General features: G+C 71.2%; 29 protein-coding genes. 11 read left to right on the plus strand and 18 right to left on the minus strand.

What is annotated here, in order from left to right:
* Positions 1 to 17 precede the first annotated feature (17 nt).
* On the plus strand, positions 18 to 650 hold the full coding sequence (locus QP939_RS25400) for a TetR/AcrR family transcriptional regulator (RefSeq protein WP_285459331.1): 633 nt from the start codon (positions 18 to 20) through the stop codon (positions 648 to 650).
* On the opposite strand, the gene QP939_RS25405 is transcribed toward QP939_RS25400, so the two are convergent.
* Both QP939_RS25405 and QP939_RS25410 read right to left on the minus strand, forming a co-directional pair.
* Complete coding sequence (locus tag QP939_RS25405) at positions 647 to 880, minus strand: hypothetical protein (protein ID WP_285459333.1); 234 nt, start codon at positions 878 to 880, stop codon at positions 647 to 649. The genes QP939_RS25400 and QP939_RS25405 overlap by 4 nt on opposite strands.
* Positions 881 to 910: 30 nt before the next feature.
* Positions 911 to 1,069, minus strand: coding sequence for a hypothetical protein (locus QP939_RS25410; protein ID WP_285459334.1), 159 nt, complete (start codon positions 1,067 to 1,069; stop codon positions 911 to 913).
* Positions 1,070 to 1,545: 476 nt separating this feature from the next.
* On the opposite strand from QP939_RS25410, the gene QP939_RS25415 reads away from it, so the two are divergent.
* Together QP939_RS25415 and shbA (QP939_RS25420) are read left to right on the plus strand one after the other, a co-directional pair.
* On the plus strand, positions 1,546 to 2,355 hold the full coding sequence (locus QP939_RS25415; RefSeq protein ID WP_285459335.1) for a hypothetical protein: 810 nt from the start codon (positions 1,546 to 1,548) through the stop codon (positions 2,353 to 2,355).
* 258 nt (positions 2,356 to 2,613) lie between these two features.
* Positions 2,614 to 3,255 (plus strand): RNA polymerase sigma factor ShbA, encoded by a 642-nt coding sequence (gene shbA / locus QP939_RS25420; protein WP_285459337.1) that lies wholly within the window; start codon positions 2,614 to 2,616, stop codon positions 3,253 to 3,255.
* A 3-nt stretch (positions 3,256 to 3,258) separates the two neighbouring features.
* Here the strand turns inward: shbA (QP939_RS25420) and QP939_RS25425 are convergent, their stop codons facing one another.
* The 3 genes from QP939_RS25425 to QP939_RS25435 form a co-directional block, all read right to left on the minus strand.
* On the minus strand, positions 3,259 to 3,555 hold the full coding sequence (locus QP939_RS25425; protein ID WP_285459339.1) for a cupin domain-containing protein: 297 nt from the start codon (positions 3,553 to 3,555) through the stop codon (positions 3,259 to 3,261).
* A gap of 22 nt (positions 3,556 to 3,577) precedes the next feature.
* On the minus strand, positions 3,578 to 4,087 hold the full coding sequence (shbA, locus tag QP939_RS25430) for an RNA polymerase sigma factor ShbA (RefSeq protein ID WP_285459340.1): 510 nt from the start codon (positions 4,085 to 4,087) through the stop codon (positions 3,578 to 3,580).
* 79 nt (positions 4,088 to 4,166) lie between these two features.
* The gene (locus QP939_RS25435; RefSeq protein ID WP_285459341.1) at positions 4,167 to 4,850 is read right to left on the minus strand and encodes a hypothetical protein; all 684 of its coding nucleotides are present in this window, start codon (positions 4,848 to 4,850) and stop codon (positions 4,167 to 4,169) included.
* 41 nt (positions 4,851 to 4,891) lie between these two features.
* On the opposite strand from QP939_RS25435, the gene QP939_RS25440 reads away from it, so the two are divergent.
* On the plus strand, positions 4,892 to 5,662 hold the full coding sequence (locus tag QP939_RS25440; RefSeq protein WP_285459342.1) for an IclR family transcriptional regulator domain-containing protein: 771 nt from the start codon (positions 4,892 to 4,894) through the stop codon (positions 5,660 to 5,662).
* On the opposite strand, the gene QP939_RS25445 is transcribed toward QP939_RS25440, so the two are convergent.
* The 5 genes from QP939_RS25445 to QP939_RS25465 all read right to left on the minus strand — a co-directional run bounded on the left by QP939_RS25445 (position 5,659) and on the right by QP939_RS25465 (position 9,833).
* A complete protein-coding gene (locus QP939_RS25445; protein WP_285459343.1) occupies positions 5,659 to 6,474 on the minus strand; it encodes an amidohydrolase family protein in 816 nt (271 codons plus the stop codon). The genes QP939_RS25440 and QP939_RS25445 overlap by 4 nt on opposite strands.
* Positions 6,474 to 7,274: an SDR family NAD(P)-dependent oxidoreductase gene (locus QP939_RS25450; RefSeq protein WP_285459344.1), complete on the minus strand. Its 801-nt coding sequence runs from the start codon at positions 7,272 to 7,274 to the stop codon at positions 6,474 to 6,476. Before QP939_RS25450 ends, QP939_RS25445 begins: the two co-directional genes overlap by 1 nt.
* On the minus strand, positions 7,271 to 7,774 hold the full coding sequence (locus tag QP939_RS25455; protein ID WP_285459345.1) for a carboxymuconolactone decarboxylase family protein: 504 nt from the start codon (positions 7,772 to 7,774) through the stop codon (positions 7,271 to 7,273). The genes QP939_RS25450 and QP939_RS25455 overlap by 4 nt, the downstream gene beginning before the upstream one ends.
* Before the next feature lie 15 nt (positions 7,775 to 7,789).
* Positions 7,790 to 9,100, minus strand: coding sequence for a C4-dicarboxylate transporter DctA (gene dctA, locus QP939_RS25460; RefSeq protein WP_285459346.1), 1,311 nt, complete (start codon positions 9,098 to 9,100; stop codon positions 7,790 to 7,792).
* A 367-nt stretch (positions 9,101 to 9,467) separates the two neighbouring features.
* Positions 9,468 to 9,833, minus strand: coding sequence for an RNA-binding S4 domain-containing protein (locus tag QP939_RS25465; RefSeq protein ID WP_285459347.1), 366 nt, complete (start codon positions 9,831 to 9,833; stop codon positions 9,468 to 9,470).
* A gap of 208 nt (positions 9,834 to 10,041) precedes the next feature.
* Between QP939_RS25465 and QP939_RS25470 the strand changes: the two genes are divergently transcribed.
* Positions 10,042 to 11,586 carry a GMC oxidoreductase gene (locus QP939_RS25470; protein ID WP_285459348.1) on the plus strand — a complete coding sequence of 515 codons (1,545 nt, stop codon included), beginning with the start codon at positions 10,042 to 10,044 and terminating at the stop codon, positions 11,584 to 11,586.
* Positions 11,587 to 11,629: 43 nt separating this feature from the next.
* Here the strand turns inward: QP939_RS25470 and QP939_RS25475 are convergent, their stop codons facing one another.
* Complete coding sequence (locus QP939_RS25475; RefSeq protein ID WP_285459349.1) at positions 11,630 to 12,115, minus strand: carboxymuconolactone decarboxylase family protein; 486 nt, start codon at positions 12,113 to 12,115, stop codon at positions 11,630 to 11,632.
* Entirely contained in the window at positions 12,112 to 13,188 is a 1,077-nt protein-coding gene (locus tag QP939_RS25480; RefSeq protein ID WP_285459351.1) for an NAD(P)H-dependent amine dehydrogenase family protein, read from the minus strand. Before QP939_RS25480 ends, QP939_RS25475 begins: the two co-directional genes overlap by 4 nt.
* 115 nt (positions 13,189 to 13,303) lie before the next feature.
* On the opposite strand from QP939_RS25480, the gene ilvD reads away from it, so the two are divergent.
* Positions 13,304 to 14,995, plus strand: coding sequence for a dihydroxy-acid dehydratase (gene ilvD / locus QP939_RS25485; RefSeq protein WP_285459353.1), 1,692 nt, complete (start codon positions 13,304 to 13,306; stop codon positions 14,993 to 14,995).
* Here ilvD and QP939_RS25490 read toward each other — a convergent pair.
* On the minus strand, positions 14,985 to 16,367 hold the full coding sequence (locus tag QP939_RS25490; RefSeq protein WP_285459354.1) for a class I adenylate-forming enzyme family protein: 1,383 nt from the start codon (positions 16,365 to 16,367) through the stop codon (positions 14,985 to 14,987). The two genes, ilvD and QP939_RS25490, sit on opposite strands and share 11 nt — an antisense overlap.
* A gap of 14 nt (positions 16,368 to 16,381) precedes the next feature.
* Entirely contained in the window at positions 16,382 to 16,795 is a 414-nt protein-coding gene (locus QP939_RS25495) for an SsgA family sporulation/cell division regulator (RefSeq protein ID WP_285459355.1), read from the minus strand.
* A 673-nt stretch (positions 16,796 to 17,468) separates the two neighbouring features.
* On the opposite strand from QP939_RS25495, the gene sigK reads away from it, so the two are divergent.
* The 4 genes from sigK (at position 17,469) to QP939_RS25515 (ending at position 21,043) form a co-directional block, all read left to right on the plus strand.
* The gene (gene sigK, locus QP939_RS25500; RefSeq protein ID WP_285459357.1) at positions 17,469 to 18,065 is read left to right on the plus strand and encodes an ECF RNA polymerase sigma factor SigK; all 597 of its coding nucleotides are present in this window, start codon (positions 17,469 to 17,471) and stop codon (positions 18,063 to 18,065) included.
* Entirely contained in the window at positions 18,062 to 18,730 is a 669-nt protein-coding gene (locus QP939_RS25505) for an anti-sigma factor (protein ID WP_285459358.1), read from the plus strand. The genes sigK and QP939_RS25505 overlap by 4 nt, the downstream gene beginning before the upstream one ends.
* Before the next feature lie 22 nt (positions 18,731 to 18,752).
* The gene (locus QP939_RS25510; protein ID WP_285459360.1) at positions 18,753 to 20,279 is read left to right on the plus strand and encodes a molybdopterin-dependent oxidoreductase; all 1,527 of its coding nucleotides are present in this window, start codon (positions 18,753 to 18,755) and stop codon (positions 20,277 to 20,279) included.
* 95 nt (positions 20,280 to 20,374) lie between these two features.
* Entirely contained in the window at positions 20,375 to 21,043 is a 669-nt protein-coding gene (locus tag QP939_RS25515) for a fasciclin domain-containing protein (RefSeq protein ID WP_285459361.1), read from the plus strand.
* Here QP939_RS25515 and QP939_RS25520 read toward each other — a convergent pair whose 3' ends face one another.
* Together QP939_RS25520 and QP939_RS25525 are read right to left on the minus strand one after the other, a co-directional pair.
* The gene (locus QP939_RS25520; RefSeq protein ID WP_285459362.1) at positions 21,044 to 22,045 is read right to left on the minus strand and encodes an LLM class flavin-dependent oxidoreductase; all 1,002 of its coding nucleotides are present in this window, start codon (positions 22,043 to 22,045) and stop codon (positions 21,044 to 21,046) included. It abuts the gene before it with no gap.
* Positions 22,046 to 22,100: 55 nt separating this feature from the next.
* Positions 22,101 to 22,760, minus strand: a complete 660-nt coding sequence (locus QP939_RS25525; RefSeq protein ID WP_285459363.1) for a TetR/AcrR family transcriptional regulator — start codon at positions 22,758 to 22,760, stop codon at positions 22,101 to 22,103.
* A 96-nt stretch (positions 22,761 to 22,856) separates the two neighbouring features.
* Here QP939_RS25525 and QP939_RS25530 point away from each other — a divergent pair, with 96 nt between their 5' ends.
* A complete protein-coding gene (locus QP939_RS25530) occupies positions 22,857 to 23,825 on the plus strand; it encodes an NAD(P)-dependent alcohol dehydrogenase (protein ID WP_285459365.1) in 969 nt (322 codons plus the stop codon).
* Positions 23,826 to 23,861: 36 nt separating this feature from the next.
* Here QP939_RS25530 and bdeA read toward each other — a convergent pair whose 3' ends face one another.
* Both bdeA and QP939_RS25540 read right to left on the minus strand, forming a co-directional pair.
* Positions 23,862 to 24,791 carry a bis(hydroxyethyl) terephthalate hydrolase gene (gene bdeA, locus QP939_RS25535; protein ID WP_285459366.1) on the minus strand — a complete coding sequence of 310 codons (930 nt, stop codon included), beginning with the start codon at positions 24,789 to 24,791 and terminating at the stop codon, positions 23,862 to 23,864.
* A 339-nt stretch (positions 24,792 to 25,130) separates the two neighbouring features.
* Positions 25,131 to 25,730 carry a QsdR family transcriptional regulator gene (locus QP939_RS25540; protein WP_285459368.1) on the minus strand — a complete coding sequence of 200 codons (600 nt, stop codon included), beginning with the start codon at positions 25,728 to 25,730 and terminating at the stop codon, positions 25,131 to 25,133.
* Positions 25,731 to 25,765 lie beyond the last annotated feature (35 nt).

Below are 25,765 nucleotides of genomic sequence, written 5' to 3' on the forward strand. Positions count from 1 at the left end.
CCCGATAGACTGGACCCGTGACGGAGGCGAAAGAGCGGACCCGGGACCGGATCTCCCGCCGCCAGGTCGACAAGTTCGACCAGCGGCGGGCGCAGCTGGCCGAGTCCGCGCTGCAGACGCTGGCCGAGCTCGGCTACGCGCGCACCAGCCTGCGCGAGATCGCCCAGAACTCGGACTTTTCGCACGGCGTCCTGCACTACTACTTCGCCGACAAAGTGGACCTGCTGACCCACTGCGTGCGGCGGTTCGAAGAAGTCTGCGTCACCCGCTACGACGAACTCGTCGCCCGCGCGGGAACAGCGGAGGAGCTGGAACGGGACTTCGCCGCGGCCATGGCCGCGACACTGCGGGCGGACGCCAAGCTGCACCGCCTCTGGTACGACCTGCGCAACCAGAGCCTGTTCGAGGAGTCCTTCCGCGCCGACGTGCTCGAGATCGACCGCCGTCGCGAGGAAATGATCCAGCACGTCGTTTCGCGCTACGCGGAGCTGGCGGCCAAGCCGGTCGCCTTGCCGCAGCCGGTCGCGTACGCGCTGCTGGACGGGCTTTTCCAGCAGGCGCTGCTACGGCACCTGGCCGGGGTGGCGGCCGCCGCGGCCGAGCTCGAACGGGACGTCCCGGCCGTGCTCGCCCGCGTCGTCGCCGGTTAGGGGTCGAGCCGCTGGTGCGGGGTCTGCGGCGCCGGCACGACGAACGCGATCACCGTCGCCAGCAGCCCGGCGAACACCGAAAGGTGCGCCGCGGCCGGCACGGCGCTGATCAGGAACAGCCGCAGCGACCCCGCGATCAGCAGGCGCCACATCCTGGGGCTCATGATCAACAAGTACCCGCGGGCACCGGTGGCGAACCCGGTGCGCGGCCACAGGCTGGTCACGATCACCCGGCCGGGGTGACGGCGCCCCGGCGAGCGTCACCGCACGTCCGCCTGGTGCGCGGCGACCACCGGGGTGCCCGGCTCGGCCGGTGCGGGGTCTCCCTGCTGGCCCAGCGCGACGCCGGCCACGAGGGCCACCGCCGACAGCCAGAAACCCACCCGCAGGAGCTGCGAAAACGAACAGATGACCTTCATTTCGACTCCTTCGACGGCAGCACGCGGCCACCTCGTGGTCGGGGATTTTCGCCGCCGAATCGGTGAACCTTATTCTGCCGTCGGCCGGCGCGAGAGTCGCCGCCGGCGGTCGGCCTGCGGTCCGTCGCGCCGACCTGACCAGAATAAGGTTCAGTGCGGCACACCGAGAATGCGGCCGCGCCGCCGGGCGGGCAAGGCGTTTCCCGTTTCCCTTCCCGGCGGGCCGGGAAACCGCGGGATAACGATCCGTTTGCCGCCGCATGATCGACTGGACAGCGGCCGTGACGCTGACCAATAGTGATCCCCGTGCGTGGACGGCGAGGGGAGTGACGGTGCACCCCACTGCGGCGGACGTGGTCGGTGAGCTGAAGGTTTTGCGCAAAGGGAGGGCAATTTTCACGACACCGCTCGCGGGCCGCATCGGGCCCGCTTTGCGGGCCACTTGTGGCATTTCGGAAGATGACGACACCATAGTGATGCGGCGTAAGCTCGTGCACCGGCTGCGCCCGCTCGCCGATTCGCTGCCGGACGATCTGAAGATCGCGGTGCTGGCCGCGTTCGCGCTGGTGGAGCAGGCGCGCAAGCCCTTCTACCAGGAACGCGTCCACTGGGCGGCGATCACCCTCGAGCGCGACGACCGCACGGTGCGGCGGCGCATCGACGAGGGAATCGAGCAGATCGCGGCACTGGCGGTCGCGGCGGGGCCGGATCCGCGGCCGCGCTATCCGAGCCGCAGTTGGCACACCGAAGAACTGCGGGTGACACTCGCGCTGGATCAGCCGGTGGCGGAGGCGTTCGAATTCCGCCGGGTGGTCGCCGACGCCGACGAAATCGCCGAACTGGACTTGGCGTTGACGTTGCCGGCGACCGGTGAACCGGTGGCCGATCCGGAGCTCGTGGTGGACGTTTTCCACGGCGGGGTGCTCGCGAGCCGGGCGATGGAGTCGAGCGACCGGGTGGGGTTGTCGCTGCGGTTGCCGGAACCGTTGCACCGCGGCGAGAAGCACGACATCGGCCTGCGGTTCCGGGCGAACCTGCGTGCCCCGCACTACGTGTGCGTCCCGCGGCACCCGTGCGACGAGTTCGACCTGCACGTCCGCTTCGGCGACCGGGTCCCCGACCGGATCGTGCGGCTGGAGAAGGCGTTCCAGGGCGACACGCGCGACCGGGTGCCGCGCGGGGCCGAGCTGGCGACCGACGACGCGGGCGAGGTGCACGTCCGGTTCCGGGACCTCGCGCCCGGCTTCGCCTACGGCATCCGCTGGCAGTGCGCCGGCGCGGGGTGAATGCGCGGTCAGTGGGTGATCATGGTCCGGGTCCCCAGGTCTCGGCGTGACGTCTCGCGCGGTGGATCGGTGCCCGCCGTCGTTTCGCTACCGGTTCCGCGCGGGCTGTCCACTATTTGGCCCATTTCCGGCGCGGACCGGCACCGGCGGCCCGTTCGCGGTTACCGGACAATAGCTTGACAAGAAGTGGGACTCTGCAACGTCGCTGGTCAGCGCCTCGATTACGCCATATGTCGGAGCGGAATCGTGGGAGCGGCCATGGGAATCGTCCAGGAGATCGCGGAGCCGGTGGACGGCTACGCCGTGCTCGAGGAGCTGCCGCGCCCGGACGGCAGGCTGAGCAAGGAGCGGCTGGACCCGGTGGTGGCGGCCGCGCGCGCCGGTGACCCGGGTGCGGTGCAGGCGCTGTTGCGGCTGATCAAGCCCACCGTCGTGCGCTACTGCCGGGCGCGGATGGGCGGGCGCGACCTGTCCTACCTCTCGGCGGACGACGTCGCCCAGGAAGTGTGCCTGGCCGTGCTGAAGGTGCTGCCCAACTACCAGGACCGCGGCGGCTCGTTCCTGTACCTCGTGCGGGCCATCGCGGCGAACAAGGTCGCCGACGCCTTCCGCTCGGTGGCGCGGGACCGCTCGAAGCCGGTGCCGGAGCTGCCGGACCGGCCGCTGGGCGGCAACGAGCCGGAGAGCCACGTCCTCGGCATGGACCTCGGCGCGCGGCTGGGCAAGCTGCTGGCGTCGCTGCCGCCGCTGCACCAGGAGATCCTGTCGCTGCGGATCATCGTCGGCCTCTCGGCGAACGAGACCGCCGACGCGCTGGGCATTTCGTCCGGCAACGTCCGCATCACGCAGTACCGCGCGCTGACGAAGCTGCGCGGCATGATCGGCGACGGCGAGCTGTGAGCGTCACTCCAGCCATTCGGTGATGAAGTGGTCGCTTTCGTGGATGTGCACGGCTTCGTAGACGCCGGGGCCGAGCACGGCGAACTTGTGCGCCACCCCGGCCGGGACGACCAGCACGTCGCCGGCGCCGCCGTCGCGTTCGGTGTCGCCGATGGTGAACCGGGCCCGGCCCCGGATGATGACGAACGTTTCGGCGTACGGGTGCCGGTGCAGGCGCGGCCCGGACCCGACGACGTCGGTGCTTTCGCGGATGACCGAGATGCCGGACCCGACGTCGCGCCCCTCGAAGTTCCCGCTCATCCGGCCAGGGTAGTCCCGGCCGTCAGCTCGTGACGACCTTCCGCAGCTGGCACAGGGCCCGGTGCTGGGCGACGCGGACCGCGCCCGGCGTCGACCCGACGGCGGCCGCGGTCTCGTCCGCGGACAGCCCGACGACCACCCGCAGCACCACGATCTCCCGCTGCTTCTCCGGCAGCACCTGGAGCAGCTTCGCCATGCGTTCGCCCAGCTCGCGCCGCAGCGCGTGGAGTTCGGGGTCCATCGAGGAGTCGACCTCGTCGGGCAGTTCGGCGACCGGCTCGTCGCACTGGCGCGCGGCGGCTTTGCGGGCGGACGCGACCTCGTGCCGCGCGATGCCGCAGACGAAGCTGGGGAAGGGCCGCTCGAGCGGCCGCCGCGGCAGCGCTTCGAGCAGCGCGAGGCAGACGTCCTGCGCGACGTCGTCGGCCGAGTCCCAGGTGCTGTGCCGGGTCCCGAGCCGGGCGCGGCAGTACCGCACCACGAGCGGTCTGGCGGCGGCCAGCAGCTTTTCCGGAGCTTCTTGCGTGGTCATGACTTTCCTCCCCGACGCGGTCCGGCTCGGGAGGTACCCGTTTTCGCCCGCCCCCGACCGGGATCGCCCGGATTCCCGGTTATCCGCGGTGCGCGCCCGCCCCGGACGTCGATCCGGGGGCCGGAACCCGGGATGACCTAGGAACCGCCACGGTCGAGTGATGGCCGAACACCCGCCGCTCGCGCCGCGTCACGTCCTTCATCACCGCCTCGCGCCACGGCGTGCCGGTCGCCTCCCGGTACTCCGGGGTGGCGAACAGGTCGACGCCGGAGATCTCGTGGAACGCCAGCACCGCGGGCCCGTCGCCCTCGGCGAGGCGGTAGCGGCGGGTGCGGTACCAGCCGGGGAGCCGGTGCAGCAGCGGGACGTGCTCCTGGCGGTACCAGGCGTCGAGGCCGGGCTCGTCGGGCGTCGAAAGGCCGACGCAGACGACGACGGGGGCCGCCGGGCGGGCGGCGCCGTGGTCGTCGACCAGCTCGTAGACCCGCCGGTCGAGCGTCGCGAGCCGCCGCACGACGTCCTGTTCGCGCGGGCTGCGGCGGCGTGCCACCGCGTACTCCGGGCCGCGCAGGGCGTCGGTGTCGAGCTCGTACCAGGCCAGCCAGCCCGGCGCGACGCCGTCGAGGGCCCGGTAGCGGTAGCCGGTGCGGATGCCGGGGACCCGCAGGCGGGCCGGGGCGTGCTCGTGGTCGTACCAGTCGTGGAAGTCGGCCTCCGGCACGTCGCCCGGCTCGGCGAACACGAACAGTAGCCCTTCGCTCATCGGGTAGTGTCCTTTCCCATACGCGGAAGCAAGGAGGGGTGGTGTCTCGCGAGGACCCGGACGTCATCGACTCGGTCGAGAAAGCGTTGCGGCTGCTGCAGAGCTTCTCGGGTGAGGCACCGGCGATGAGCGTCAGCGAAGCGGCGGCGGCCACCGGCCTGACCCGCGCCACCGCGCGCCGGCTCCTGCTGACGTTCGAGCGGCTCGGGTTCGCCGAGACCGACGGCCGCCGCTTCCAGCTCACCCCCCGCGTGCTCCGGCTCGGCTACGGCTACCTGGCCGCGCTGCCGTTCTGGGAGCACGCCCAGTCGCACATGCGCGCGCTGTCGGACGAGGTCAAGGAGTCGAGTTCGCTCGCCACGCTCGACGGCGGCGAGATCGTCTACGTCGCCCGGGTGCCCGCGTCGCGGATGATGACCATCACCTTCAACGTCGGCTCGCGGCTGCCCGCCTACCCGACGTCGATGGGCCGCGTGCTCCTCGCCGCCCTGCCGCCGGCCGAACTGGAGTCCTATTTGGACACCACGGAGCTGAAGCGGCTCACCGCCACCACCATCACCGACCGCGCGAAGCTCGAGGCCGAGCTGGCGCGCGTCGCCGAGCAGGGGTACGCGCTGGTCGACGGCGAACGCGAGGAAGGCGTCCGCTCGGCCGCGGCGCCGGTCCGCAACGCCGCCGGTGGCGTGATCGCCGCGCTCAACGTCTCCGCGAACGCCGCGCGGGTGTCGGTGGCGAAGCTGCGCGAGGAGTTCGTGCCCCGGCTGCTGGAGACAGCGGACGCGATCACCAAGGACATCGCGGGCCTGCACTAGGCGAACCCGAAGCAGCGGACGGGGTTTTCGACCAGCAACCGGCGCAGCTCTTCGTCGGAGAACTCCGCGAGCACGTCGACGAGATCGCCGTCGTCCGGCAGGAACCCGTGTGTGTTCGGGTGCGGGAAGTCGGTGCCCCACACGACGCGCTCGGGGGCGTGGTCCACGAGCAGGCGCATCAGCGCGGCGGAGTCTTCGAGGGACGGCGGCGCGGTCGCGAGCCGGTCCGCGCCGCTCAGCTTCACCCACACGTCTCCGCTGTCGAGCAGGCGCCGCAACGCGGTCACCGCTTCGCTGTCGAGCCCGGCGCGCAGATCGACGCGGGCCATGTGGTCGACCACGACGGTCAGCCCGAGCCCCCGCACCATTTCCTCGTGCTCGGCGATGCCGTTCCCGGCCACGTGCAGCGCGATGTGCCAGTCGTACGGCGCGATCTTGGCGACGATCGCGCGGATCGTCTCGGCCGAAGGTGCTGGGCCGAGGTGCGGCAGGAAGTGCAGCCGCGCCCCGCGGACCCCGGCTTCGTGCAGCCGGGCGATCTCGGCGTCGGGCGTCTCCGGCGTCACGAGCGCGACGCCGCGGTAGTCGCCGCTCGCGAGGGCGTCCAGCATCGCCGAGTGGTCGGTGCCGTGGCAGGCGGACTGGACGATCACCGCCCGCTCGAAGCCGAACTTCCGGTGCAGCCGCTGGAGATCTTCCTTCGGCGCTTCCGGCGGGGTGAAGGTCCGGCCTTCGGCGTACGGGAAGACGTCGGTGGGCCCGAAGATGTGGCAGTGCGCGTCGCAGCTGCCCGGGGGCAGGGCAGGGGTCATCAGTCACACCTCGCGGTCATGCCGCCGTCGACGACGATCTCGGTCCCGGTGACGAACCGGGCTTCGTCGGAGGCCAGGAACAGAGCGGCGTACGCGGTGTCGCGGCCGTCGCCCATGAAGCCGAGCGGGATGCGGGCCTGGCGCTTGGCGAGCAGCGCGTCGACGTCGCCGCCTTCGCGTTGGGTGGCCAGCCGGGCCTCGACCATCGGCGTGTGCAGCTGCCCGGGGACGACGGTGTTCGCGCGGATCCCGTCGGGCGCGTGCTGCACGGCGATCACCCGGGACAGCTGGATCACCCCGGCCTTGGCCGAGGCGTACCCGGCCTGCGCCGAGCCGGTCCAGCGGAGGCCGGACGTCGACGCGGTGTTCACGATCGCGCCGCCGCCCTGCTCCCGCATCACCGGGATGACGTGGCGGCAGGTGAGGTAGACGCTGGTGAGGTTGTAGTCCAGCTGGGCCGTCCAGTCCTCTTCGGACAGTTCGGCCGGGCCGCCGGGGCGCGAGCCGCCGACGTTGTTCACCAGGACGTCGACCCGGCCGAAGGCGTCCCGGCACGCTCCGACCGCGTCGGCGACCGAGGCGGTGTCGGTGACGTCGGCCGGGTGCGTGCGGACCGTGCCACCCTCGTCCGTGATCACGGAGACGGTTTCGGTCAGCGCGTCCGGGTTCAAGTCCACAGCGAACACCTTCGCACCTTCGCGGGCGAACAGCACTGCGGCGGCGCGGCCGTTCCCCCAGCCGGGGCCGACGCTGCCGGCGCCGGTGATCAGGGCGGTCTTGCCCGCCAGCCGTCCGGTCATCCCTTGCCCACCTCCAAGGCCACGAGGAAGCGCGAAACCATGTTGTACGCGGCGACCGTCACGCTCAGCTCGACGATCTGCTGCTCGTCGAAGTGCGCGCCGAGGGCGTCGAAGACCGGCTGCTCGACGGTGATCTTCTCGGTCATCGCGTCGGTGTAGGCGAGCGCGGCGCGCTGCCGGTCGTCGAGCGCGGCCGGGTCGCCACCGCGCAGGGCCGCGAGCTGGCCGTCGGTCAGGCCCGCCGCCCGCGCGACCGGCTCGTGCGCGGTCCATTCGTAGGCCGCGCCGTTGAGCTCGGCGACCCGCAGGACGGCGAGCTCGCGGACGTCCGCGGGCAGCGTCGAGGCGCCGCGGACCGCGCCGAGCAGGCTGTTCCAGCCGTCGGCGAGCGCCGGGCTGTGCAGCAGCATGCCGTCCAGCGGGGTGAGCCGCCCACCGCGCCGCGCGCGGATGCGGTCGGCGACGTCGCCGCCTTCGGTCACGTAGCCGAGCCTGGCCAAGGTGGATCTCCCTTCTCAGACCGCGACGGGGTTCGCGGGTTCGGTGGCGGGGGTCTTCCGGTCGAGCACGGCGCGGGCGCGGGCGAGGTCGAGCACGCCTTCCCAGCGGCTCACGACGATGCTGCCGAGCAGCTGGCCGCACAGGCTGACGAGGCCGCGCATGGTGGAGAGGAACCGGTCGACGCCGAGCACGAGCATGATGCCCGCGACCGGGACGACGCCGGTGGTGGAGAGCGTGGCGGCGAGGATGACGAACCCGGCCCCGGCCACCCCGGCGCTGCCCTTGGAGGTGATCATGAAGACGGCGAGCAGCGCGATCTGCTGCCACAGCGAGAGGTGCACGTCGAAGGCCTGCGCGATGTAGAGGGAGGCGAAGCCGAGGTAGAGGCAGACGCCGTCGCCGTTGAAGGCGTACCCGGAGGGCACGACCAGGCCGACGATCCGCTTGGGGCAGCCCAGGTTCTCCAGCTTCTTCATCAGCTGCGGCATCACGACCTCGTAGTTCGCGGTGCCGAGGGTGATCAGCAGCTCGTCCTTGAAGTACCGGTACAGCTTGAGGATCCTGATCCCGCAGAGCCGGGCGACCGCGCCGAAGACGAGCAGGCAGAACAGGATCCCGGTGGCCCAGAACAGCAGCACGACCCCGCCGAGGCTGGCCAGGGTGGCCGCGCCGAACTTGCCGGTGGTGTAGGCCATCGCGCCGAACGCGCCGAGCGGGGCCAGGTACATGACCAGCCGCACGATGCCGAAGGTGGCCTCGCCGACGCGTTCGATCCCGCGCAGCAGCGGCGCACCGCGTTCACCGAGCCCCTTCAGCGCGATCGCGAAGAGGATAGAGATCAGCAGCACCTGCAGGACGTTGCCTTCGGTGAAGGCGCTGACGACGGTCTTCGGGATGACGTCGATGAGGAAGTCGTACCAGTGCTGGCTTTCCCCGGTCTGGACGTACTGCTGCGCGCTCCCGGAGAGCTTGAGCGTGGCCGGATCGGCGTGGATACCGTCGCCGGGGCGCAGCAGGTCCATCACGATCAGCCCGATGATCAGCGCGATCGTGGTCAGCACCTCAAAGTAGACGAGGGCTTTGACCCCGACCCGCCCGACGCTGGCGAGTTCGCCGGCGGAGGCGATCCCGGTGACGATGGTGCAGAACACGACGGGCGCGATCAGCATCTGGATGAGCGCGATGAACCCAGTCCCGACGGGCTGGAGAGAGGCACCGACCCCAGGAGCGGCGAAGCCGAGCGCCGCCCCGAGGACGATGGCGACCAGCACGGTGACGTAGAGCTTGGTGGTGAAGGCACTGCGCAGGATCGATCCCGTCGACATCATCGTCTCCGTGTTCGTCTGACGTACATTTGCGCGACTGACGAACACATCGTGCGCGAAGGGCGGTGTCGCGTCAACCCCTCCCGTGCCCGCCTTCGCCCCGCTCCGGCACTTTCACGTGAAAGTGCCGCTCGGGTCGGCCGCGCCTGCGCTCCGCTCCGCCCGCACCCGGCCTGGCCGCGCCCGCGCATGCGGCCCGCCCGGCGCGTCCCGCTGCGCCTGCACCCGGCCTGCCTGCGCCCAGCCGCGCCCACGTCTGCCACTCCACCTGCGCGTGCTGAAGGGGACCTTCATCCCATCTGATGCGCTGAAGGGCCCTTTCCTCGCATCTGACGACAGGAAAGGACCCTTCAGCCCACCCAGCCGCTCAGAGGTCCTGCTGCCGCAACGCGTCCAAGACCCGGCGTTCCTTTTTGGTCGGACGACCGGCCCCGCGGTCCCGCCGCGCCACCGGGATCACCGACTCCGGCGGCGGCTTGGGTGTCCGGTCCACAAAACACGTGGCCGCGTCCGCCGCGCCCACGCGTTTCTGGATCACCCGTACCACGTCGAGGATCCTGGTCGTCCCGCCGACGCGCAGGCGGACTTCGTCGCCCGGTACCACCGTCGTCGCGGGCTTGGCCGGCTTGTCGTTCACGCGCACGTGTCCGCCCCGGCACGCCGCCGCGGCGTCCGGACGCGTCTTCGTCAGCCGGACCGCCCAGAGCCAGCGGTCCACTCGGGTCGACTCCACAGTCGTCCATCATGGCCCATTCAGCGGCACGCCCGCGCCACCCCGGCAGGTTACTCGTGGGTATATATCGACTTGTCTACACCATCCCGCTATAACTTGTTCTAAATACCTCAACGGTGAGGACTATCACATGAGTGACGAACCCGTGTGGAGAACAACTTCTGGCGCTGTTTCCCGTCGTCTCTTCATTGCTGGAACCGGTTCTATCTTGGCGGCGGCCGCCGTCGGGGGACGGGCCGCCGCGGCATCGCCCGTCATCGCCGACGCGGCTCGCGTGCCCGCCCTCGTCATCGGCTCCGGCTACGGCGGCTCGGTCGCCGCGCTGCGGCTCGCCGAAGCCGGGATCGACGTCCACCTCGTCGAAATGGGCATGGCCTGGGACACCCCCGGCGCCGACGGCAAGATCTTCGCCAACACGACCAGCCCCGACCAGCGCTCGTTCTGGTTGCGCACCAGGACGAAGCAGCCGCTGTCCAACTTCCTCGGCTTCCCGATCGACAAGGACATCCCGCGCTACACCGGCATCCTCGACGCGGAGGAGTTCAGCGGGATCACGGTGTACCAGGGCCGCGGCGTCGGCGGCGGGTCGCTCGTCAACGGCGGCATGGCCGTGACGCCGAAGCGGGAGAACTTCGGCTCGATCCTCCCGACCGTCAACGCCGACGAGATGTACAGCACCTACTACCCGCGCGCGAACGCCGGCCTCGGCGTCGGTCTCGTCGACCCCGGCTGGTTCGACACCGCCGAGTGCTACCAGTACGCGCGGGTCGGCCGGAAGCACGCGCAGCGGTCCGGGTTCCCGTTCGTGTTCGTCCCGGACGTCTACGACTGGCGCTACATGGAGCAGGAGCAGGCGAACACCGTGCCGCGGTCGGCGCTGGCCGGGGAAATCCTGTACGGCAACAACTACGGCAAGAAGTCCCTGCAGAAGACCTACCTGCCGCGGATCGCGGCGACCGGCCGCGTCACCATCTCGCCGCTGCACCGGGTGACGTCTGTGACGCCCGCGTCCGGCGGGGGCTACACCGTCATGCTGGAACAGCTCACCACGAGCGGCACGGTGTCCGCGACGAAGTCGGTGACGGCGGACAAGGTGTTCTTCGCCGCGGGCAGCGTCGGCACGAGCAAGCTGCTGGTGAAGCTGAAGGCCACCGGCGCGCTGCCCAACCTCAACGGCGAGGTCGGGAAGGGCTGGGGCGACAACGGGAACGTGATGTGCGGGCGCGCCAACCACATCTGGGACCCGACCGGCAGCCTCCAGTCGTCGATCCCGTGCGGCGGCATCGACAACTGGGCCGCGGGCGGCGCGTTCGCGGAGGTCGCGCCGCTGCCGACCGGGATCGAGACGTGGGCGTCGTTCTACCTGTCCATCACGAAGAACCCGAACCGCGCGCAGTTCACCTGGAACCCGGCGACCCAGAGCGTCGACCTGAACTGGCAGACGGCGTGGAAGCAGCCGTCCATCGACATGGCGAAGTCCATCTTCGACAAGATCAACGCCAAGGAGGGCACGATCTACCGGACCGACCTGTTCGGCACGTACAAGATCTGGGGTGACCATCTCACCTACCACCCGCTCGGCGGCGCGGTCCTCGGCAAGGCGACCGACAACTACGGCAGGCTCGCCGGGTACCAGGGCCTGTACGCGATCGACGGGTCCCTGATCCCCGGCAACACGAGCGTCAACCCGTTCGTCACGATCACGGCCCTGGCCGAACGCAACATCGAAAAGATCATCGCCACGGACTTCTAAAGCCCTCGTGAGTGGAAAACAGTGTTAGAACACTGTTTTCCACTCACGAGCGGTGGGACGGCAGGACGCAGACCGTGTCCAGGCCCAAGACGTGGTTGAGGCGCCCGAACGCCAGCCACGCGCCCAGGCTCATGCTCAGCTCGACGATCTCCCGCTGGCTGTAGCAGGCGGACATCCGCTTCCAGAACTCGTCGTCGAGGTTGTGGTGGTCCAGCGCGTACCGCTCGGCGTACTCGGCCGCGAGGCGCGTGCGCTCGTCGAAGCGGTCCGTCGTGCGCCACTCCGACACCGCGTCCGCGAACTCCGCCTCGACCTTGACGCCGTCGCGTTCGGTGCGCCAGTCCAGGCAGAAGACGCAGCCGTTGATCTGCGCGATCCGCAGCCGCGCGGCCTCGAACTCGCGCAGCCCCAACGTGGTGTGCTCGTACACCGCCAGCGAGAACTGCGACGCGGCGATCCCGATGCCGGGCACCAGTTCGCCCCACACGTACCCGATCGGGTCCTTGCCCTCGGGGATGTCGATGTTCACGGACGCCTCCTTCCGAGCTTGCCGGCTGCCGGGCGCAGCGGGACGTCGAGTGCGTCGTAGAGGCCGGGCTTCGTGGCGGCCAGCCAGTCGATGGCGCCGACGAGCCGTCCGACGGCGGTGGCGTTGCCGCCCGCCGACCGGTTTTCGCCTTCGTCGTCGGCCTCGACGGTGACCTCGATGCGCGGCCGTCCTTCGATGATCACGCGGTGCGCGCCGTCGCCGCTGGGCGGCGACGGCCAGTCCGGCGCGCACGACGGGTGGATGCGCGTGACGTGCTCGATGACGATCCGGGGTTCGCCGTCGACGATGCCCTGCACCTCGAACCGCACCGCGCCCTGCGTGCCCTTTTCGAACTCACCCATCGTTCGCGTGGACACGGTTTCCTCGAGCGGACGCCGGTCGAGCGTCTCGCGCAGCTCGCTCACCTCGACGCCGAGGCCGCGCGCGATCAGCCGGACCTGCCCGCCCCACACCATCGACGGCACGCCGGTCATCAGCATCGGCGGGTCGTAGTCCATCGGCTGGCCCATCCCGACCAGGTACCGGACGGAGTCGGGCTGCTCGTAGGTCGAGTAGTCGAAGATCTCCTGGCAGCGGATGGCGTCGACGTCCGTGCCTAGCCCGCTGATCAGCAGCGGCAGCACGTCGTTGCCCCAGCCGGGGTCGACGCCGGAGACGAACAGCGAGCCGCCGCCGTCCTCGATCGCCTTCAGCACCGGCTCGCGCAGTTCCGGCGGCGCGTTGCGCTGGTCGTAGAGGGGGTAGAGCGCCGGCGTCACGACGACCGCGCCCGCCCGGACCGCGCGCACGATGTCGGCGAGGGCGTCGTCGAACCGGACGTCGCCCGAGGCGGCGTAGACGACCGCCCGCGGGCTCGCCGCCAGCACGGACTCGATGTCGTCGGTCGCGGTCACGCCGAGGTCTGCGACACCCGCGAGCGCGCCCGCGTCCTTGCCGACCTTCGCCGGGTCGTGGACGAGCACCGCGGAGAGCTTCAGCGCCGGGTGGGCGTCGACGGCCCGGATTGCCGCACGGCCGACGTTGCCCGTGCCCCACACCACTGTGGCGATCATTTCGCCGAGTTTTCGCCGGTTCGCCCGGGTGCGGGAAGGCTTTCGTTCCGGCCAGCGGACCGCGCGAAGCCGGGTAGCATGCAGTGCGTCCGAACGTCGTATCGGAGGGCCCGCGATGACGATCGATCCGAAGCCCCGCAGCCGCACGGTGACCGACGGGATCGAGGCCGCGCCCGCCCGCGGCATGCTCCGCGCCGTCGGGATGGGGGACGGCGACTGGTCCAAGCCGATCATCGGCGTGGCCAGCTCGTGGAACGAGATCACGCCGTGCAACCTGTCGCTGGACCGGCTGGCGCAGGCGGCCAAGGAAGGCGTGCACGCCGGCGGCGGCTATCCGCTGCAGTTCGGCACGATCTCGGTGTCCGACGGCATCTCGATGGGCCACGACGGGATGCACTTCTCGCTGGTGTCCCGCGAGGTCATCGCCGACTCGGTCGAGACGGTGATGCAGGCCGAGCGCCTCGACGGCTCGATCCTGCTGGCCGGCTGCGACAAGTCCCTGCCGGGCATGCTGATGGCGGCGGCGCGGCTGGACCTGGCGTCGGTGTTCTTGTACGCGGGCACGATCGCCCCCGGCTGGGTGAAGCTCACCGACGGCACCGAGAAGGACGTCACGCTGATCGACGCCTTCGAGGCGGTCGGCGCGTGCCGGGCGGGCCGGCTGCGGGAGGCCGACATGGACCGCATCGAACGCGCCATCTGCCCTGGTGAGGGCGCGTGCGGCGGGATGTACACGGCGAACACGATGGCGTCGGCGGCCGAGGCGATGGGGATGAGCATGCCGGGGTCGGCCGCGCCGCCGTCCGCGGACCGCCGTCGCGACCACTACGCGCACCTGTCCGGCGAAGCCGTGGTCGGGCTCCTCGAACGCGGCATCACCGCGCGCGACATCCTCACGCGCGAGGCGTTCGAGAACGCCATCACCGTCGTGATGGCCCTCGGCGGCTCGACGAACGCCGTGCTGCACCTGCTGGCCATCGCGCACGAGGCGAAGGTTCCCTTGACGCTCGACGACTTCAACCGCGTCGGCGACCGCGTCCCGCACCTGGGCGACCTGAAGCCGTTCGGCAAGTACGTCATGAACGACATCGACCGCCACGGCGGCATCCCGGTGCTGATGAAGGCGCTGCTCGACGAGGGCCTGATCCACGGCGACGCGCTGACGGTCACCGGCCGCACGGTCGCGGAGAACCTCGCCGAGCTGGACCCGGATCCCATCGACGGCGAAGTGCTGCGGCGCCTCGACAACCCGCTGCACCCGACCGGCGGCATCACCATCCTGCGCGGTTCGCTCGCCCCCGAAGGCGCGGTCGTGAAGTCCGCGGGCTTCGACACGGCGAACTTCGAGGGCCCGGCGCGCGTGTTCGAGCGCGAGCAGGAGGCGATGGCGGCGTTGAACGAAGGCCGCATCCAGGCCGGCGACGTCGTCGTCATCCGCTACGAGGGCCCCAAGGGCGGCCCGGGCATGCGCGAGATGCTCGCGATCACGGCGGCGATCAAGGGCGCCGGGCTGGGCCGCGACGTCCTGTTGCTGACCGACGGGCGGTTCTCCGGCGGCACGACCGGGCTGTGCATCGGCCACGTCGCGCCGGAGGCGGTCGACGGCGGGCCGATCGCGTTCGTCCGCGACGGCGACCGGATCGCCGTCGACATCAAGGGCCGCAGCATCGACCTGCTGGTCGACGCGACCGAGCTGGCCCGGCGCCGCGAAGGCTGGGAGCCGCTGCCGAACAAGTTCCCGGAAGGGGTGCTGGGGAAGTACGCGAAGCTGGTCCGGTCGTCGTCCTACGGCGCGGTCACGAGCTGAAGGCGGCTCTGAGCGCGCATTTGTCGACCTTGCCGACCTCGGTGAGCGGCAGCGCGTCGACGAAGTCCACGCCGCTCGGGACGTAGTGGTCCTGGCCGAAGGCTTTTCGGGCGTGCTCGCGAAGTTCTTCGCTGGTGATCGCCGCGGTGGTGACCACGACGGCGTGCAACTCCTGTCCGTCTTCGGTGTCGCGCCCGAAGACGGCCGCGCTCGTGACGGCGGGGTGCGTCGCGAGGGCGTGTTCGACGACGGTCGAGGGGACCTTGGTGCCGTGCTCGCCGACCACGACGACGTCGTCGGCGCGGTCGAGGAGGTAGAGGTAGCCGTCGTCGTCGAAGCGGCCGAGGTCGCCGGTGCGGAGCCAGCCGTCGCCGATCGGGGGCGCGCCGAGATAACCGTCCATCATGGACAGTCCGCGGACGAGGACTTCGCCGTCTTCGACGCGGGCTTCCATGCCGGGCACGATCCGCCCGACGGAGGTGCGCAGTTCCGGGCGCGCGACGAGTTCGGCGGCGGAGATGCTGGCGATCATCGGGGCTTCGGTGAGGCCGTAGCCCTGGCCGACGACGGGACCGAAGGCGTCGAGGGCCTGGGCGAGCCGCTGTGGTGGCAGGGGCGCGGCGCCGAGCGAGAGCGACCGCACACTTTCGAGAGCAGTGCTCTCCCGCGCGGGGTGGTCGAGGACGGCGGCGAGCCGGGGCGGGGTGAGCGAGAGCGTGTCGATCCGGTGTTCCTGGATCGCGTCGAGGACGGCTTTCGCGTCGAAGCCGTCGTGCAGGACGACGGTGTCGCGCCGGAGGAGGGCGCCGAGGACGGTGGCGTTGCCGGTCATGTGCGTCATGGGGGCGACGAGCAGGGTGCGTCTGGGGCCGCCGGGGTTGCCGGGGCTCGGGGTGAAGATGTGGGCCATGCCGTCGTAGATGCCGCTGTGGCGGATGAGCTTCGGGGTGCCGGTGGTGCCACCGGTGGGGAAGAGCAGGCGGACGGCTTCGGGCAGTTCGAGTGGCTCGGGCTCGCCGTCGAGGTCGTCGAGGGTGCGGACGTCGCGGCCGGGCCAGGCGCCGGGCCGGTCGGTGACGACGGTGGTGACGCCCGCGGCGTCGACGGCGGCCAGCCGGTCGCGGTGTGGCGCCGAAGCCGGGACGAGCAGGACGGTCGCGCCGCGGAGCAGGGCGGCGAGCTGCACGAGCACGGTCTCGGGCCGGTTGCGCAGGTCGAGCGCGACGGTCCCGGTGCGACCGAGGCCGCCGTGCAGGCGGCGGAGGCGTGCGCGGGCGTCGTGGAAGGTGGTGACCCGGCCGTCGTGGTGGAAGAGGGGCTGGTCACCACCCGCGTCCAGGGCGGCGAGCACTTTGCTCAGGAAGAAGCTCACCGCCGAGACGGTACTCAGTCCTGGTAGGACAGTTTCGCCAGTTCCTCGTCGAAGTCGAACCAGTCGCTCTCGCTCCCGGCGGGGACGACGTCGTAGGTCCGGTCGAGGAAGGCGGCGATCTCCTTGGCGGGCGCCTCGAGCACGGCGGCACCATCGGGCGAGTTCAGTTCGACGACGACCAGGGCGGGATCGGCACCGGGGCCGATGCGCACGTCACCGTCGCCGCAGCGGGCGAGGAGGCCGTCGGCGAGCAGGTCGCGCCCGAAGAGCCACCGGACGGCGCTGGCCCCGGCGTGCAGCACGACGGCGACGGCATAGGGATCGCGGGTGTCGTACTCCAGTTCGGCGGGCACCGGCCGCGGCCCGGCGCCGAACGTGCGCAGGGCGAAGTCGATGCCGGCGCTGGTCACGCTGTGCGGGTCGGCCATGGATGGCCCCTTTGCTACTCGTCGGTCACATTGATCTTGTTCAAGGGATAACCCATGGTGAGTTCAACGCCCAGCGATCCGAAAAACTTTCACACGCAGGGGTGATCAAGAAGTGGCGGAGGTCACCGTCAGCATGGCCGAACGGGCAATTTGCTGACGGAGGGTAAGCACCAGTGACGGTGGCTGCTGCGTGCTGTCAGATCTCGCTCCCGCCTCCGCCCCGCCCGCCTCCGGCGTCGCGAATGACTCATTCGGGACGCCAGAGGTCGCCAATGACTCATTCGCGACCTTGCGGCGGGCCTGGCAGCGCAGCCCACCCGCGCCGCCGCTCGGGTGCGGGGCCGCCCCGCCCGCTCAGCCCCGCGCCGCTGCACCGCCGCCGCCGCGCTGCACTGCCGCCGGTGCGCCGCCCTCCTCCGCCAGCGCCCCGCCGCCCCACCTCGCCGCCCCGCCCGCCCGCCTCCGGCGTCGCGAATGACTCATTCGGGACCCCTGCCGTCCCCAATGACTCATTCGCGACACGTGCCGCACCCGTCCCGAGCTTTCGGAGCCGCCCCACCCCCGGATGGGTCCCGCCGCCGGAGTTGCGCCGTCCGGGTGGGCGCACCAGTCCACTTCCGCCGCGACCGCGAATCCCTCGCAGACCGTGGTGGGTGAGGTGGAGGGTCCGGGCATGGGTGAGCGTGGGCGGTTACGGCTGCATCCGGTGGCGGCACCGGCTCCCGCGGCGAGCGCCGAAGAGCTGTTGGCGCGCGTCGCCGCCGGGGATGAGGCCGCCTTCGAAGCCCTCTACGACCTCATTGCCGGGCCCGTTCTCGGCCTCGTGACTCGCGTTCTGCGCAACCACGCCCAAGCCGAAGAAGTCGCGCAGGAGGTGCTGGTGGAGGTGTGGCGCAAGGCCACTCGGTACGTCCCGGAACGCGGGAGCGCCCTCTCGTGGGTGCTGACCATCGCGCACCGGCGGGCCGTCGACCGCGTTCGCTCGCACCAGGCCGTTCTCGACCGGGAAGAACGGGCCGGCCGGATGGATGTCCGGCGGCCCTTCGACGACGTCACCGAGTCCACTTTGGCCGGTCTCGACCAGCAGCGCGTGCGGCAGTGCCTCGGCGAACTGACCGAGCTGCAGCGCGAATCCATCGTGCTCGCCTACTACAACGGCTACACCTACCCCGAAGTGGCCGAGGTGCTGAAAGTCGCGCCGGGCACCGTCAAGACCCGGATCCGCGACGGCCTCATCCGGCTGCGTGACTGCCTGGGGGTGGACCGATGACCGCCGAGCTGCACATGCTCACCGGGGCCTACGCGCTCGACGCCGTGTCCGATGTGGACCGGGCCGAGTTCGAACGGCACCTCGGGGAGTGCTCCGCCTGCCGTCAGGAGGTGGCCGAACTGCGGGCCACCGGTGCCCGGCTCGCCGCGGCCGACGCCGTCGACCCGCCGTCCGAGCTGCGGCTCACCGTGCTGGCCGAAGTCGCCCGCACCCGCCAGTTGCCGCCCAAGCTTCCCGTCGCCGGTCGCGCCAAGACCTGGCACGTGCGGTTCGCGCTGCTCGGCGCCGCCGCGGCCGCCGTCGTGGCGGTTCTGGTCGGCGTGCAGACCACGACCGTCCCGCAAGCTCCCGTCGACTCCGTGCTGTCCGCCCCGGATGCCACGACGCTGCAGGGCGTCGGCGAGGGCACCGCGACGCTCGTCGTTTCCCGCAGCCGCAACCAGGCCGTCCTGCTGGCCTCCGGCCTGCCCGCCCTCGACCCGGCGCACGCCTACCAGGTGTGGCTGATCGGCAAGGGCGGCGCGCACTCGGCCGGGCTGATGGGGTCCGGGCCGATGCTGGCCGACCTGCCGCCGGGCGTCGACCGGGTCGGTATCACCGTCGAGCCCGCCGGTGGCTCGCGGGGCCCGACGACCCCGGCCGTCAGCATGATTTCCCTGACCTGACAACCGATTGGACGTGAGCGTGATGGCTACACCCCGGCTGAGCCGGTGGGTGGCGGCGGTACTGGGCGTCGTGGCGCTCGCCGCCGCGCTGGCGGCGGGCCACCTCGTCGCCGGGTTCGTCGGCGTCAACGCGTCGCCGTACCTGGCGGTCGGCAACGGCGCCATCGACCTGACCCCGGTGTGGCTCAAGGACTTCGCCGTCCGCACCTTCGGCACCCACGACAAGCTCGTGCTGCTGTCCGGGATGGCCGTCGTGCTGGTGCTCGTGGCGGCGGCGGCCGGCCTCCTCTCGCGCCGCACGCCGTGGCCGGGCCTCGTCGTGGTCACCGGGCTCGGCCTGGTCGGTCTCCTCGCCGTGTACGCCCGCCCCGACCTCGACGCGGTCGCGTTGCTGGCCCCGCTGGCGAGCCTGGTCGCCGGGGTCGCCGCGTTCGCGTTCCTGCACCGGCTCGCCCGGCGCGACGCCGCGCCCGCGGACGGCTTGTCGCGCCGCACCGTCCTGCTGGCCGGGGCCGGCGTCGTCGTCGGCGCCGGGGTCGCGGGCCTCGGCGGTCAGCTGCTTGCCCGGACCCGCGACGCCGCGTCCTCGCGCGAAGCGGTCGGGCGGCTGGTCCCGGTCCGGACCGCCCCGGCGATCCCGGCCGACGCCGACTTCGCCAAGCTCGGCACGCCGACGTTCGTCACGCGCAACGCCGACTTCTACCGCGTCGACACCGCGTTGTCGGTGCCGCAGGTGCGGGCCGAAGACTGGAGCCTGCGCCTGCACGGAATGGTCGACCGCGAAATCCGCTACCGCTACGGCGACATCCGGAACCGGCCGCTGGTGGAACGCACCATCACCATGACGTGCGTCTCCAACGAGGTCGGCGGCACCTACGTCTCCACGGCGAACTTCGTCGGCGTCGACCTGGCGGACCTGCTCGAGGAGGCCGGGGTGCGCCCCGGCGCCGAGCAGCTCTTCTCGTCCAGTGTGGACGGCTGGACGTCGGGCAGCCCGGTCGCCGCGGCGATGGACCGCGGCCGCGGCGCCATGCTCGCCATCGGCATGAACGGCGAGCCGTTGCCGATCGAACACGGTTTTCCGGCCCGGCTCGTCATTCCCGGGTTGTACGGATACGTGTCGGCCACGAAATGGGTGACCGACCTCGAAGTGACGACTTGGTCGGCCCGTCAGGCTTATTGGCTGAAACGCGGCTGGGGTCGCGAAGCGCCGATCAAAACGGAATCGCGGATCGACACGCCGAAGGGTTTCGAAACCGTCCCTTCGGGGAAGGTGCGGGTCGCCGGGATCGCCTGGGCGCAGCACACCGGGATCGCCAAGCTCGAGGTGCGCGTCGACGGCGGTCCGTGGCGGGAAGCCATGCTGTCCCGGGAAGTCAACCCGAACACCTGGCGCATGTGGTGGCTCGAGTTCGACGCCGCGCCCGGCGGGCACCAGGTCGTCTGCCGGGCCACCGACAAAAGCGGGTACACCCAGACCGAAACCCGCGCCGGAACCGTGCCCGACGGTGCGACCGGGTGGCACAGCATCGCGTTCACCGCGCGGTGACCCGGGTCACCCTAATAGGCACCAATCCGATTTTCCGGTAGCTCCGAATACCGGGCAAGAAGAAGTTCTCAGCCGCTTCCTTTGGAGTGATTTTCGTGACCAAGCTTCGTGTCGCCGGATTCGGCGTCGCCGCCGTCGCCGCGCTTTCGCTGACCGCGTGCAGCAGCAGCGACACCGCTTCCTCCGGCAGCTCCAGCAGCTCGATGGCGCCGTCGTCTTCGATGGCCGCGCCGTCGCCCAGCGCCGCCGCTTCGGACGGCGTGACCACCAACGCCGACGTCTTCGGTCCTGCCTGTTCGCAGCTGCCGCAGGGGTCCGCGCCCGGCTCGCTCGACTCGATGGGCCCGCAGCCGGTCGCCTCGGCCGCGTCGACGAACCCGTTGCTGACCAAGCTGGTGGCCGCCGTCAAGGCCACCAACCTGGTCGACACCCTCAACAGCCAGCAGGCCATCACCGTGTTCGCGCCGGCCGACCCGGCCTTCGCCGCCCTGGGCGACGCGAAGTTCACTGAGCTGGCGGGCAAGCCGGCCGAGCTGGCGCCGATCCTGCAGTACCACGTCGTCGGCAAGCGCTACGACGCCAAGGGGCTCGAGGCGGCCGGTTCGCTGGAGTCGCTGAACACCGCGGGCGGCCCGCTGAAGATCGAGGGCTCCGGCGAGAACATGACCGTCAACGGCGCGAAGGTCCTGTGCGGCAACATCCCGACCAAGAACGCCACGGTCTTCGTGATCGACAAGGTGCTCACCCCGGGCACCAACAAGTAGTCAGCGTCCCAGCAGGGGGCCGAGGCGTTCCGCGATGTCGGTGAGGATCTGCACGTAGTCTTCGTGGTCGAAGGTGAACGGCAGGGCGAAGGCCACCTCGTCGACCTCGCGGAACGCCGCGTGCGCGTGGAGCCGCTCGGCGATCTCGGCGGAAGTGCCGACGTAGTCGGGGGAGAACAGCATCCGCGCGGGACCTTGCGGTTCCTTGGTGCGTGGCAGCCGTTTCGCCGCGTACGCCTCGTATTTCGCGCGCTGCTCGGGCGTCGCGCGGTCGGTCGGGACCACGACCAGGCCCTGCGAGACGCGGGCCGTCTCGCCGTCCGGGTGGCGGGCGCGGAACGCCTGGATGTGCGACAGCTGGATCTCCGCGAAGTCGCGGCTCTCGCCCTCGGCCTTCACCACGCTGCTGGTCAGGAAGTTCATCGCGTGCTCGCCCGCCCACTCGGCCGAGCGCAGGCTGGCCCCGCCGTACCAGAGGCGGCTGCCGAGCCCGGGCGACTGCGGCTGGACCCGGTCGGAGAACACCTCGAAGCCTTCGGTGCCCCTGAAGCCGGTCGCGGGCTTGCCGCGCACGAAGTCCAGCAGCCGTTGCACGCGGCCGTAGCCGAAGTCTTCGGCGTCGGCGGTGTCCGGGTAGAGCGCTCCCTTGACCTCGTCGAAGCGCATCGGCGGGCCGACGCTGATACCCGGGTTGAGCCGTCCGCCGGACAGCAGGTCGACGGTGGCGAGGTCTTCGGCCAGCCGCAGCGGGTTCTCCCAGCCGAGCGGGATGACGGCGGTGCCGAGCTCGATCCGGCGGGTCCGCTGCGACGCGGCGGCCAGCACGGCGACCGGCGAGGAGATGCCGTGCTGCAGGTGCCGGTGCCGCACCCAGGCGCTGTCGAACCCGAGCCGTTCGCCCAGTTCGATGATCTCCAGCGTCGACTCGTGGCCCCGGCGCGGGTCGGCGGGGTCGAACAGGCCGATGGTCAGGAAGCCGAGCTTCCGCAGTGGTCGCGACACGCCGTCGATTCTGCTCCGGCCGCGACGGCGGCCGCCGCGGTTCCACCTGGTGGGCTCACGCGCGCAGGCGGTCCAGCCCGTCGAGGATGACGTCGAGGCCGAACTCGAACTCGCGCTGGTCGTCGCACCAGCCGAGGGTCGAGTCCGGGTCGTCGTGGGCGATCTCGCCGAGCATGCCGACCAGGTTCGGCAGCTGCGCGGCCAGCTCGGTAGGGACGTCCGTGGACGCGCCGGCGCCGGGGTCGAACAGCTCCTGGCTGAAGCCGAGCGCGCGGCTGCCCAGCGCGTGCAGCGCGTGGTGCACCAGGTCGTAGGAGAACCCGCCCGCGCGCATCAGGCCGACCAGCTCGTCGTAGTAGCGCAGGACGGCCGTGCTCGTCGACGACCGCGTCGCGAACAGTTCCGGCGCCCACCGGTGGCGGAGGAACACCTCGCGCGCGGCGAGGATCCGGCGTCGCACGGTCTGCTTCCAGTCCGCGCCCGGTTCGACCCGGGCGACGGCGTCGTTGATCTCGTGGGCGACGACGTCGACGATCCCGTCGAGCACGTCTTCCTTCTTGGCCACGTGGTAGTAGAGCGACATCGCTTCGGCGCCGAGCTCTTCGGCGAGGCGGCGCATGGTGACGGCGGGCAGGCCGTGCGCGTCGGCCAGCTCGACCGCGGCGTGCAGCACGCGCTCGCGGCTCAGCGGGATCCGCTCGGTCGGGGTGGCCACGCCGGTGATCGTACAAGGTGCGCTCGTTGACGGCCTTACGGTGTACGGCGTACCTTACGACGTAAGACTTACATTGTAAGAACGTCGGGAGGCGTCATGAAAGCCCTGGTCCAGCGCGTGTACGGCCCACCGGAAGCCCTGGTTTTCGAAGACGTGCCCGACCCCGTGCCGGCCGACGGTGAGGTGCTGGTCCGGGTGCGCGCGACGTCGGTCAACCCGTACGACTGGCACTTCATGAGAGGGGAGCCGTACGTCGCGCGGCTGATGACCGGCGGGTTCGGCCTGCGCCGCCCGCGGGTCGGCGTCCTCGGCTGCGACCTCGCGGGGCGGGTCGAGACGCCGGGGTCTGTGTTCAACCCGGGTGACGACGTCTACGCGCTGCTGCCGCACGGCGCCTACGCCGAGTACGTCTGCGTGCCGGAGGACCTGCTCGCGCCGATGCCGCCGAACCTCACCCACGAGCAGGCGGCGGCGATGCCGATGGCGGCGGTCACCGCGCGGGTCGCCCTGAACGGCGTCGCGGCCGGGCAGCGGGTGCTGGTCAACGGCGCTTCCGGCGGAGTCGGAACGTTCGCCGTCCAGCTGGCGAAAGCGCTCGGCGCGAACGTCGACGCGGTGTGCGGCGCGGCCAACGCCGACGTCGCCGTTTTGCTGGGCGCGGAGCATGTTCTCGACTACCGCGCGGCGGACTTCACGCGGAGCGGGCGGCGCTACGACGTCGTGCTGGACATCGCGGGCAGCCGGTCACTCCTGGCCTGCCGCCGGGTGCTGGAGCGCGACGGCACGTTCGTCGCGGTCGGCGGCCCGGCCGGACGCTGGCTGCAACCGGCCGGGCACGCGTTCGGGACGTTGGCGGCGAGCCCGCTCGCGCGGCGGCGGGCCGTGCTCGCGGACGCGGTGGGCTGCCCGGACAAGAAGGCGGTGCTGGGGAAGCTCGCCGCGCTGGCGGAACGGGGTGCGCTGACACCGGTGATCGACCGGAGCTACCCGTTCGCCGACCTGCGCGCGGCGATCGCGTACCAGGAAGCGGGACACGCCAAGGGAAAGGTCGTCGTGACGATGTGAGGAACCCCCGGGAGACGCGCTCCCGGGGGCCTCGGCTCAGCTCGTGTGCGGGCAGTTGCCGCGGTAGTCCGAAATGGACAGGCTGGTGCTCGGGATCGGGCACAGGAACTGCTCGTAGCGGGTGTCGTTGTCGATGAACCGCTTGAGCCAGGACAGCGTGTACTTCGCGATCGTCGTGTTCGACGTGTTCGGCGCGAAGTGGCTGGCGCCGCGCAGTTCGAGGTACGCGCGGTCCAAAGTGGACGGCAGACTGGTGTAGAACGGGATGGAGTGCGTCGCGACCGGCGCGATGGTGTCGGCTTCGGCCCCGACGACGAGCGTCGGCACCCGCAGCGTCGACCAGTTCTTGGTGAGGTTCCACCCGGTCAGCGGCACGGCGGCCTGCAGCGACGGCCGCGAGCGCGCCGCCTCCAGGGTGCCGCCGCCACCCATCGAGTGCCCGACGACGCCGAGCCTGCTGCTGTCGATGCGCGAGCGCACCGAGCTCTGCTGCGTCAGGTAGTCGAGCGAGGCGAGCAGCTGCCTGCCGCGGCTGTCGGGCTGGTCGCTGGTGGTGATGGTGTCGATGGTGAAGACCACGAAGCCCTGCGAGGCGAGGCGCGGGCCCAGCCAGGCGATGCTCGACTGCGTCGCGGTGAAGCCGGGCGCGATCGAGATCGCGCCGAAGGTGCCGGCGGTCGTGCTGGTGGGGTAGTAGATGGTGCCACCGCCGAACCCGGAGACGGCCAGCCGCGACACGCTGACGGTGCTGGTCGCGAACGACCCCCGGCTGGCTTCGATGCTGGCGGTGGTCGGATCGGGGCCCCGTTCGTAGGGGTTGTCGGCGGCGGGCGCGGGCGAGGCGACAGCGGTGCTGAGCGCCAGCACGCCGGCGAAGACCCCGGCGACCTTGGCGCGCCAAGGGCGTCGGCGGGAAATTTTCTCACCCGAGCCAGACGACGTCGGCGGGCTGGTGAGTACGGACATGGATCGCTCTCTTTCCCCGGGCAGGCGAAAGCGCGCCCGGACACGGACGGGCGGACCAGTGGAACCGTGGCACGGCACCGGAGAAGGGGCCGCGTGCGGGACGCGGGGTAACCGCTTTCCCGCCGCTTATGAAACACTTAGCCGAAATGTTCCACAACGGCCGAACGGGTGAGTGGTTGACGGACTGTGCGCTTGCTCAGCAGCCCGCTCACCTTGCGGAGGGCGGGCGGCTGGACCCGAGCGCCCCAAGGCGGCCTTGGTTGCGTCTGACGCACCGAAGGCCGCCTTGGGTGCGTCAGACGCACCGAAGGCCACATTGGGGCGCTTGGGGCGGGCCCGTCAGCGGGGCGTGGTTGGCTCCAGGGCGCCGCGGACCAGCGTGTCCAGCAGGGTTGTCGCCACCTTGAGGTCCACCGTCCGGGCCGCCAGCACGTCCGCGTACAGGAACGACTCGCCGAGCCGCACCACGGCGAACGCCAGGTCCGGCAGATCCACCAACGGCGTCAGCCCGGCCGCCTCGGCGTCCGCGCTGAACAGGTCCACGTGCGCGTCCACCAGTGCCGGTTGGACCGCGCCGCGCGGGTCGGTCAGGACGCGCAGCGCCACCGTCGACTCCGCCTCGATCAGCTTGCGCATGCCCTCGCTCGCGGCCACCTCGCGGCGGTACTCCTCCATCACCCCGAGGCACCGCAGGCGCCCGTCCGGTGACCGGACCGCGTCGCCGTGCCGCTCGTGCCAGTGGTCCAGCGCCCGCTGCCAGGTCCGGTCGGACAGCAGCCGCAGGCCGGCGCCCATCAGGTCGTCGCGGTTGCCGACGCGGCGGAAGAACGTCGTGCGCGAAATCCCCAGTTCGGCGGCCATCCGGCCGAGGTCGAGGCGGCTTCCGGCGAACAGCAGCCGCGCCGCGTGCCGGACGATGTCGTCGGTCGAGACGGTCACCGGCCCACCCTATCCGCAGGTCGCCGCCGGTTACC

Source organism: Amycolatopsis nalaikhensis (genome assembly GCF_030264295.1).
In the GTDB taxonomy this organism is placed as follows: Bacteria; Actinomycetota; Actinomycetes; order Mycobacteriales; family Pseudonocardiaceae; genus Amycolatopsis; species Amycolatopsis nalaikhensis.

What these genes read in the sequence shown, in the direction of transcription:
- QP939_RS25410 (WP_285459334.1), bottom strand. Translation starts at nt 1,069, where the DNA reads ATGAAGGTCATCTGTTCGTTTTCGCAGCTCCTGCGGGTGGGTTTCTGG.
- QP939_RS25415 (WP_285459335.1), top strand. Translation starts at nt 1,546, where the DNA reads ATGCGGCGTAAGCTCGTGCACCGGCTGCGCCCGCTCGCCGATTCGCTG.
- shbA (WP_285459337.1), top strand. Translation starts at nt 2,614, where the DNA reads ATGGGAATCGTCCAGGAGATCGCGGAGCCGGTGGACGGCTACGCCGTG.
- QP939_RS25425 (WP_285459339.1), bottom strand. Translation starts at nt 3,555, where the DNA reads ATGAGCGGGAACTTCGAGGGGCGCGACGTCGGGTCCGGCATCTCGGTC.
- shbA (WP_285459340.1), bottom strand. Translation starts at nt 4,087, where the DNA reads ATGACCACGCAAGAAGCTCCGGAAAAGCTGCTGGCCGCCGCCAGACCG.
- QP939_RS25435 (WP_285459341.1), bottom strand. Translation starts at nt 4,850, where the DNA reads ATGAGCGAAGGGCTACTGTTCGTGTTCGCCGAGCCGGGCGACGTGCCG.
- QP939_RS25445 (WP_285459343.1), bottom strand. Translation starts at nt 6,474, where the DNA reads ATGACCCCTGCCCTGCCCCCGGGCAGCTGCGACGCGCACTGCCACATC.
- QP939_RS25450 (WP_285459344.1), bottom strand. Translation starts at nt 7,274, where the DNA reads ATGACCGGACGGCTGGCGGGCAAGACCGCCCTGATCACCGGCGCCGGC.
- dctA (WP_285459346.1), bottom strand. Translation starts at nt 9,100, where the DNA reads ATGTCGACGGGATCGATCCTGCGCAGTGCCTTCACCACCAAGCTCTAC.
- QP939_RS25480 (WP_285459351.1), bottom strand. Translation starts at nt 13,188, where the DNA reads ATGATCGCCACAGTGGTGTGGGGCACGGGCAACGTCGGCCGTGCGGCA.
- ilvD (WP_285459353.1), top strand. Translation starts at nt 13,304, where the DNA reads ATGACGATCGATCCGAAGCCCCGCAGCCGCACGGTGACCGACGGGATC.
- QP939_RS25495 (WP_285459355.1), bottom strand. Translation starts at nt 16,795, where the DNA reads ATGGCCGACCCGCACAGCGTGACCAGCGCCGGCATCGACTTCGCCCTG.
- sigK (WP_285459357.1), top strand. Translation starts at nt 17,469, where the DNA reads ATGGGTGAGCGTGGGCGGTTACGGCTGCATCCGGTGGCGGCACCGGCT.
- QP939_RS25505 (WP_285459358.1), top strand. Translation starts at nt 18,062, where the DNA reads ATGACCGCCGAGCTGCACATGCTCACCGGGGCCTACGCGCTCGACGCC.
- QP939_RS25510 (WP_285459360.1), top strand. Translation starts at nt 18,753, where the DNA reads ATGGCTACACCCCGGCTGAGCCGGTGGGTGGCGGCGGTACTGGGCGTC.
- QP939_RS25530 (WP_285459365.1), top strand. Translation starts at nt 22,857, where the DNA reads ATGAAAGCCCTGGTCCAGCGCGTGTACGGCCCACCGGAAGCCCTGGTT.
- bdeA (WP_285459366.1), bottom strand. Translation starts at nt 24,791, where the DNA reads ATGTCCGTACTCACCAGCCCGCCGACGTCGTCTGGCTCGGGTGAGAAA.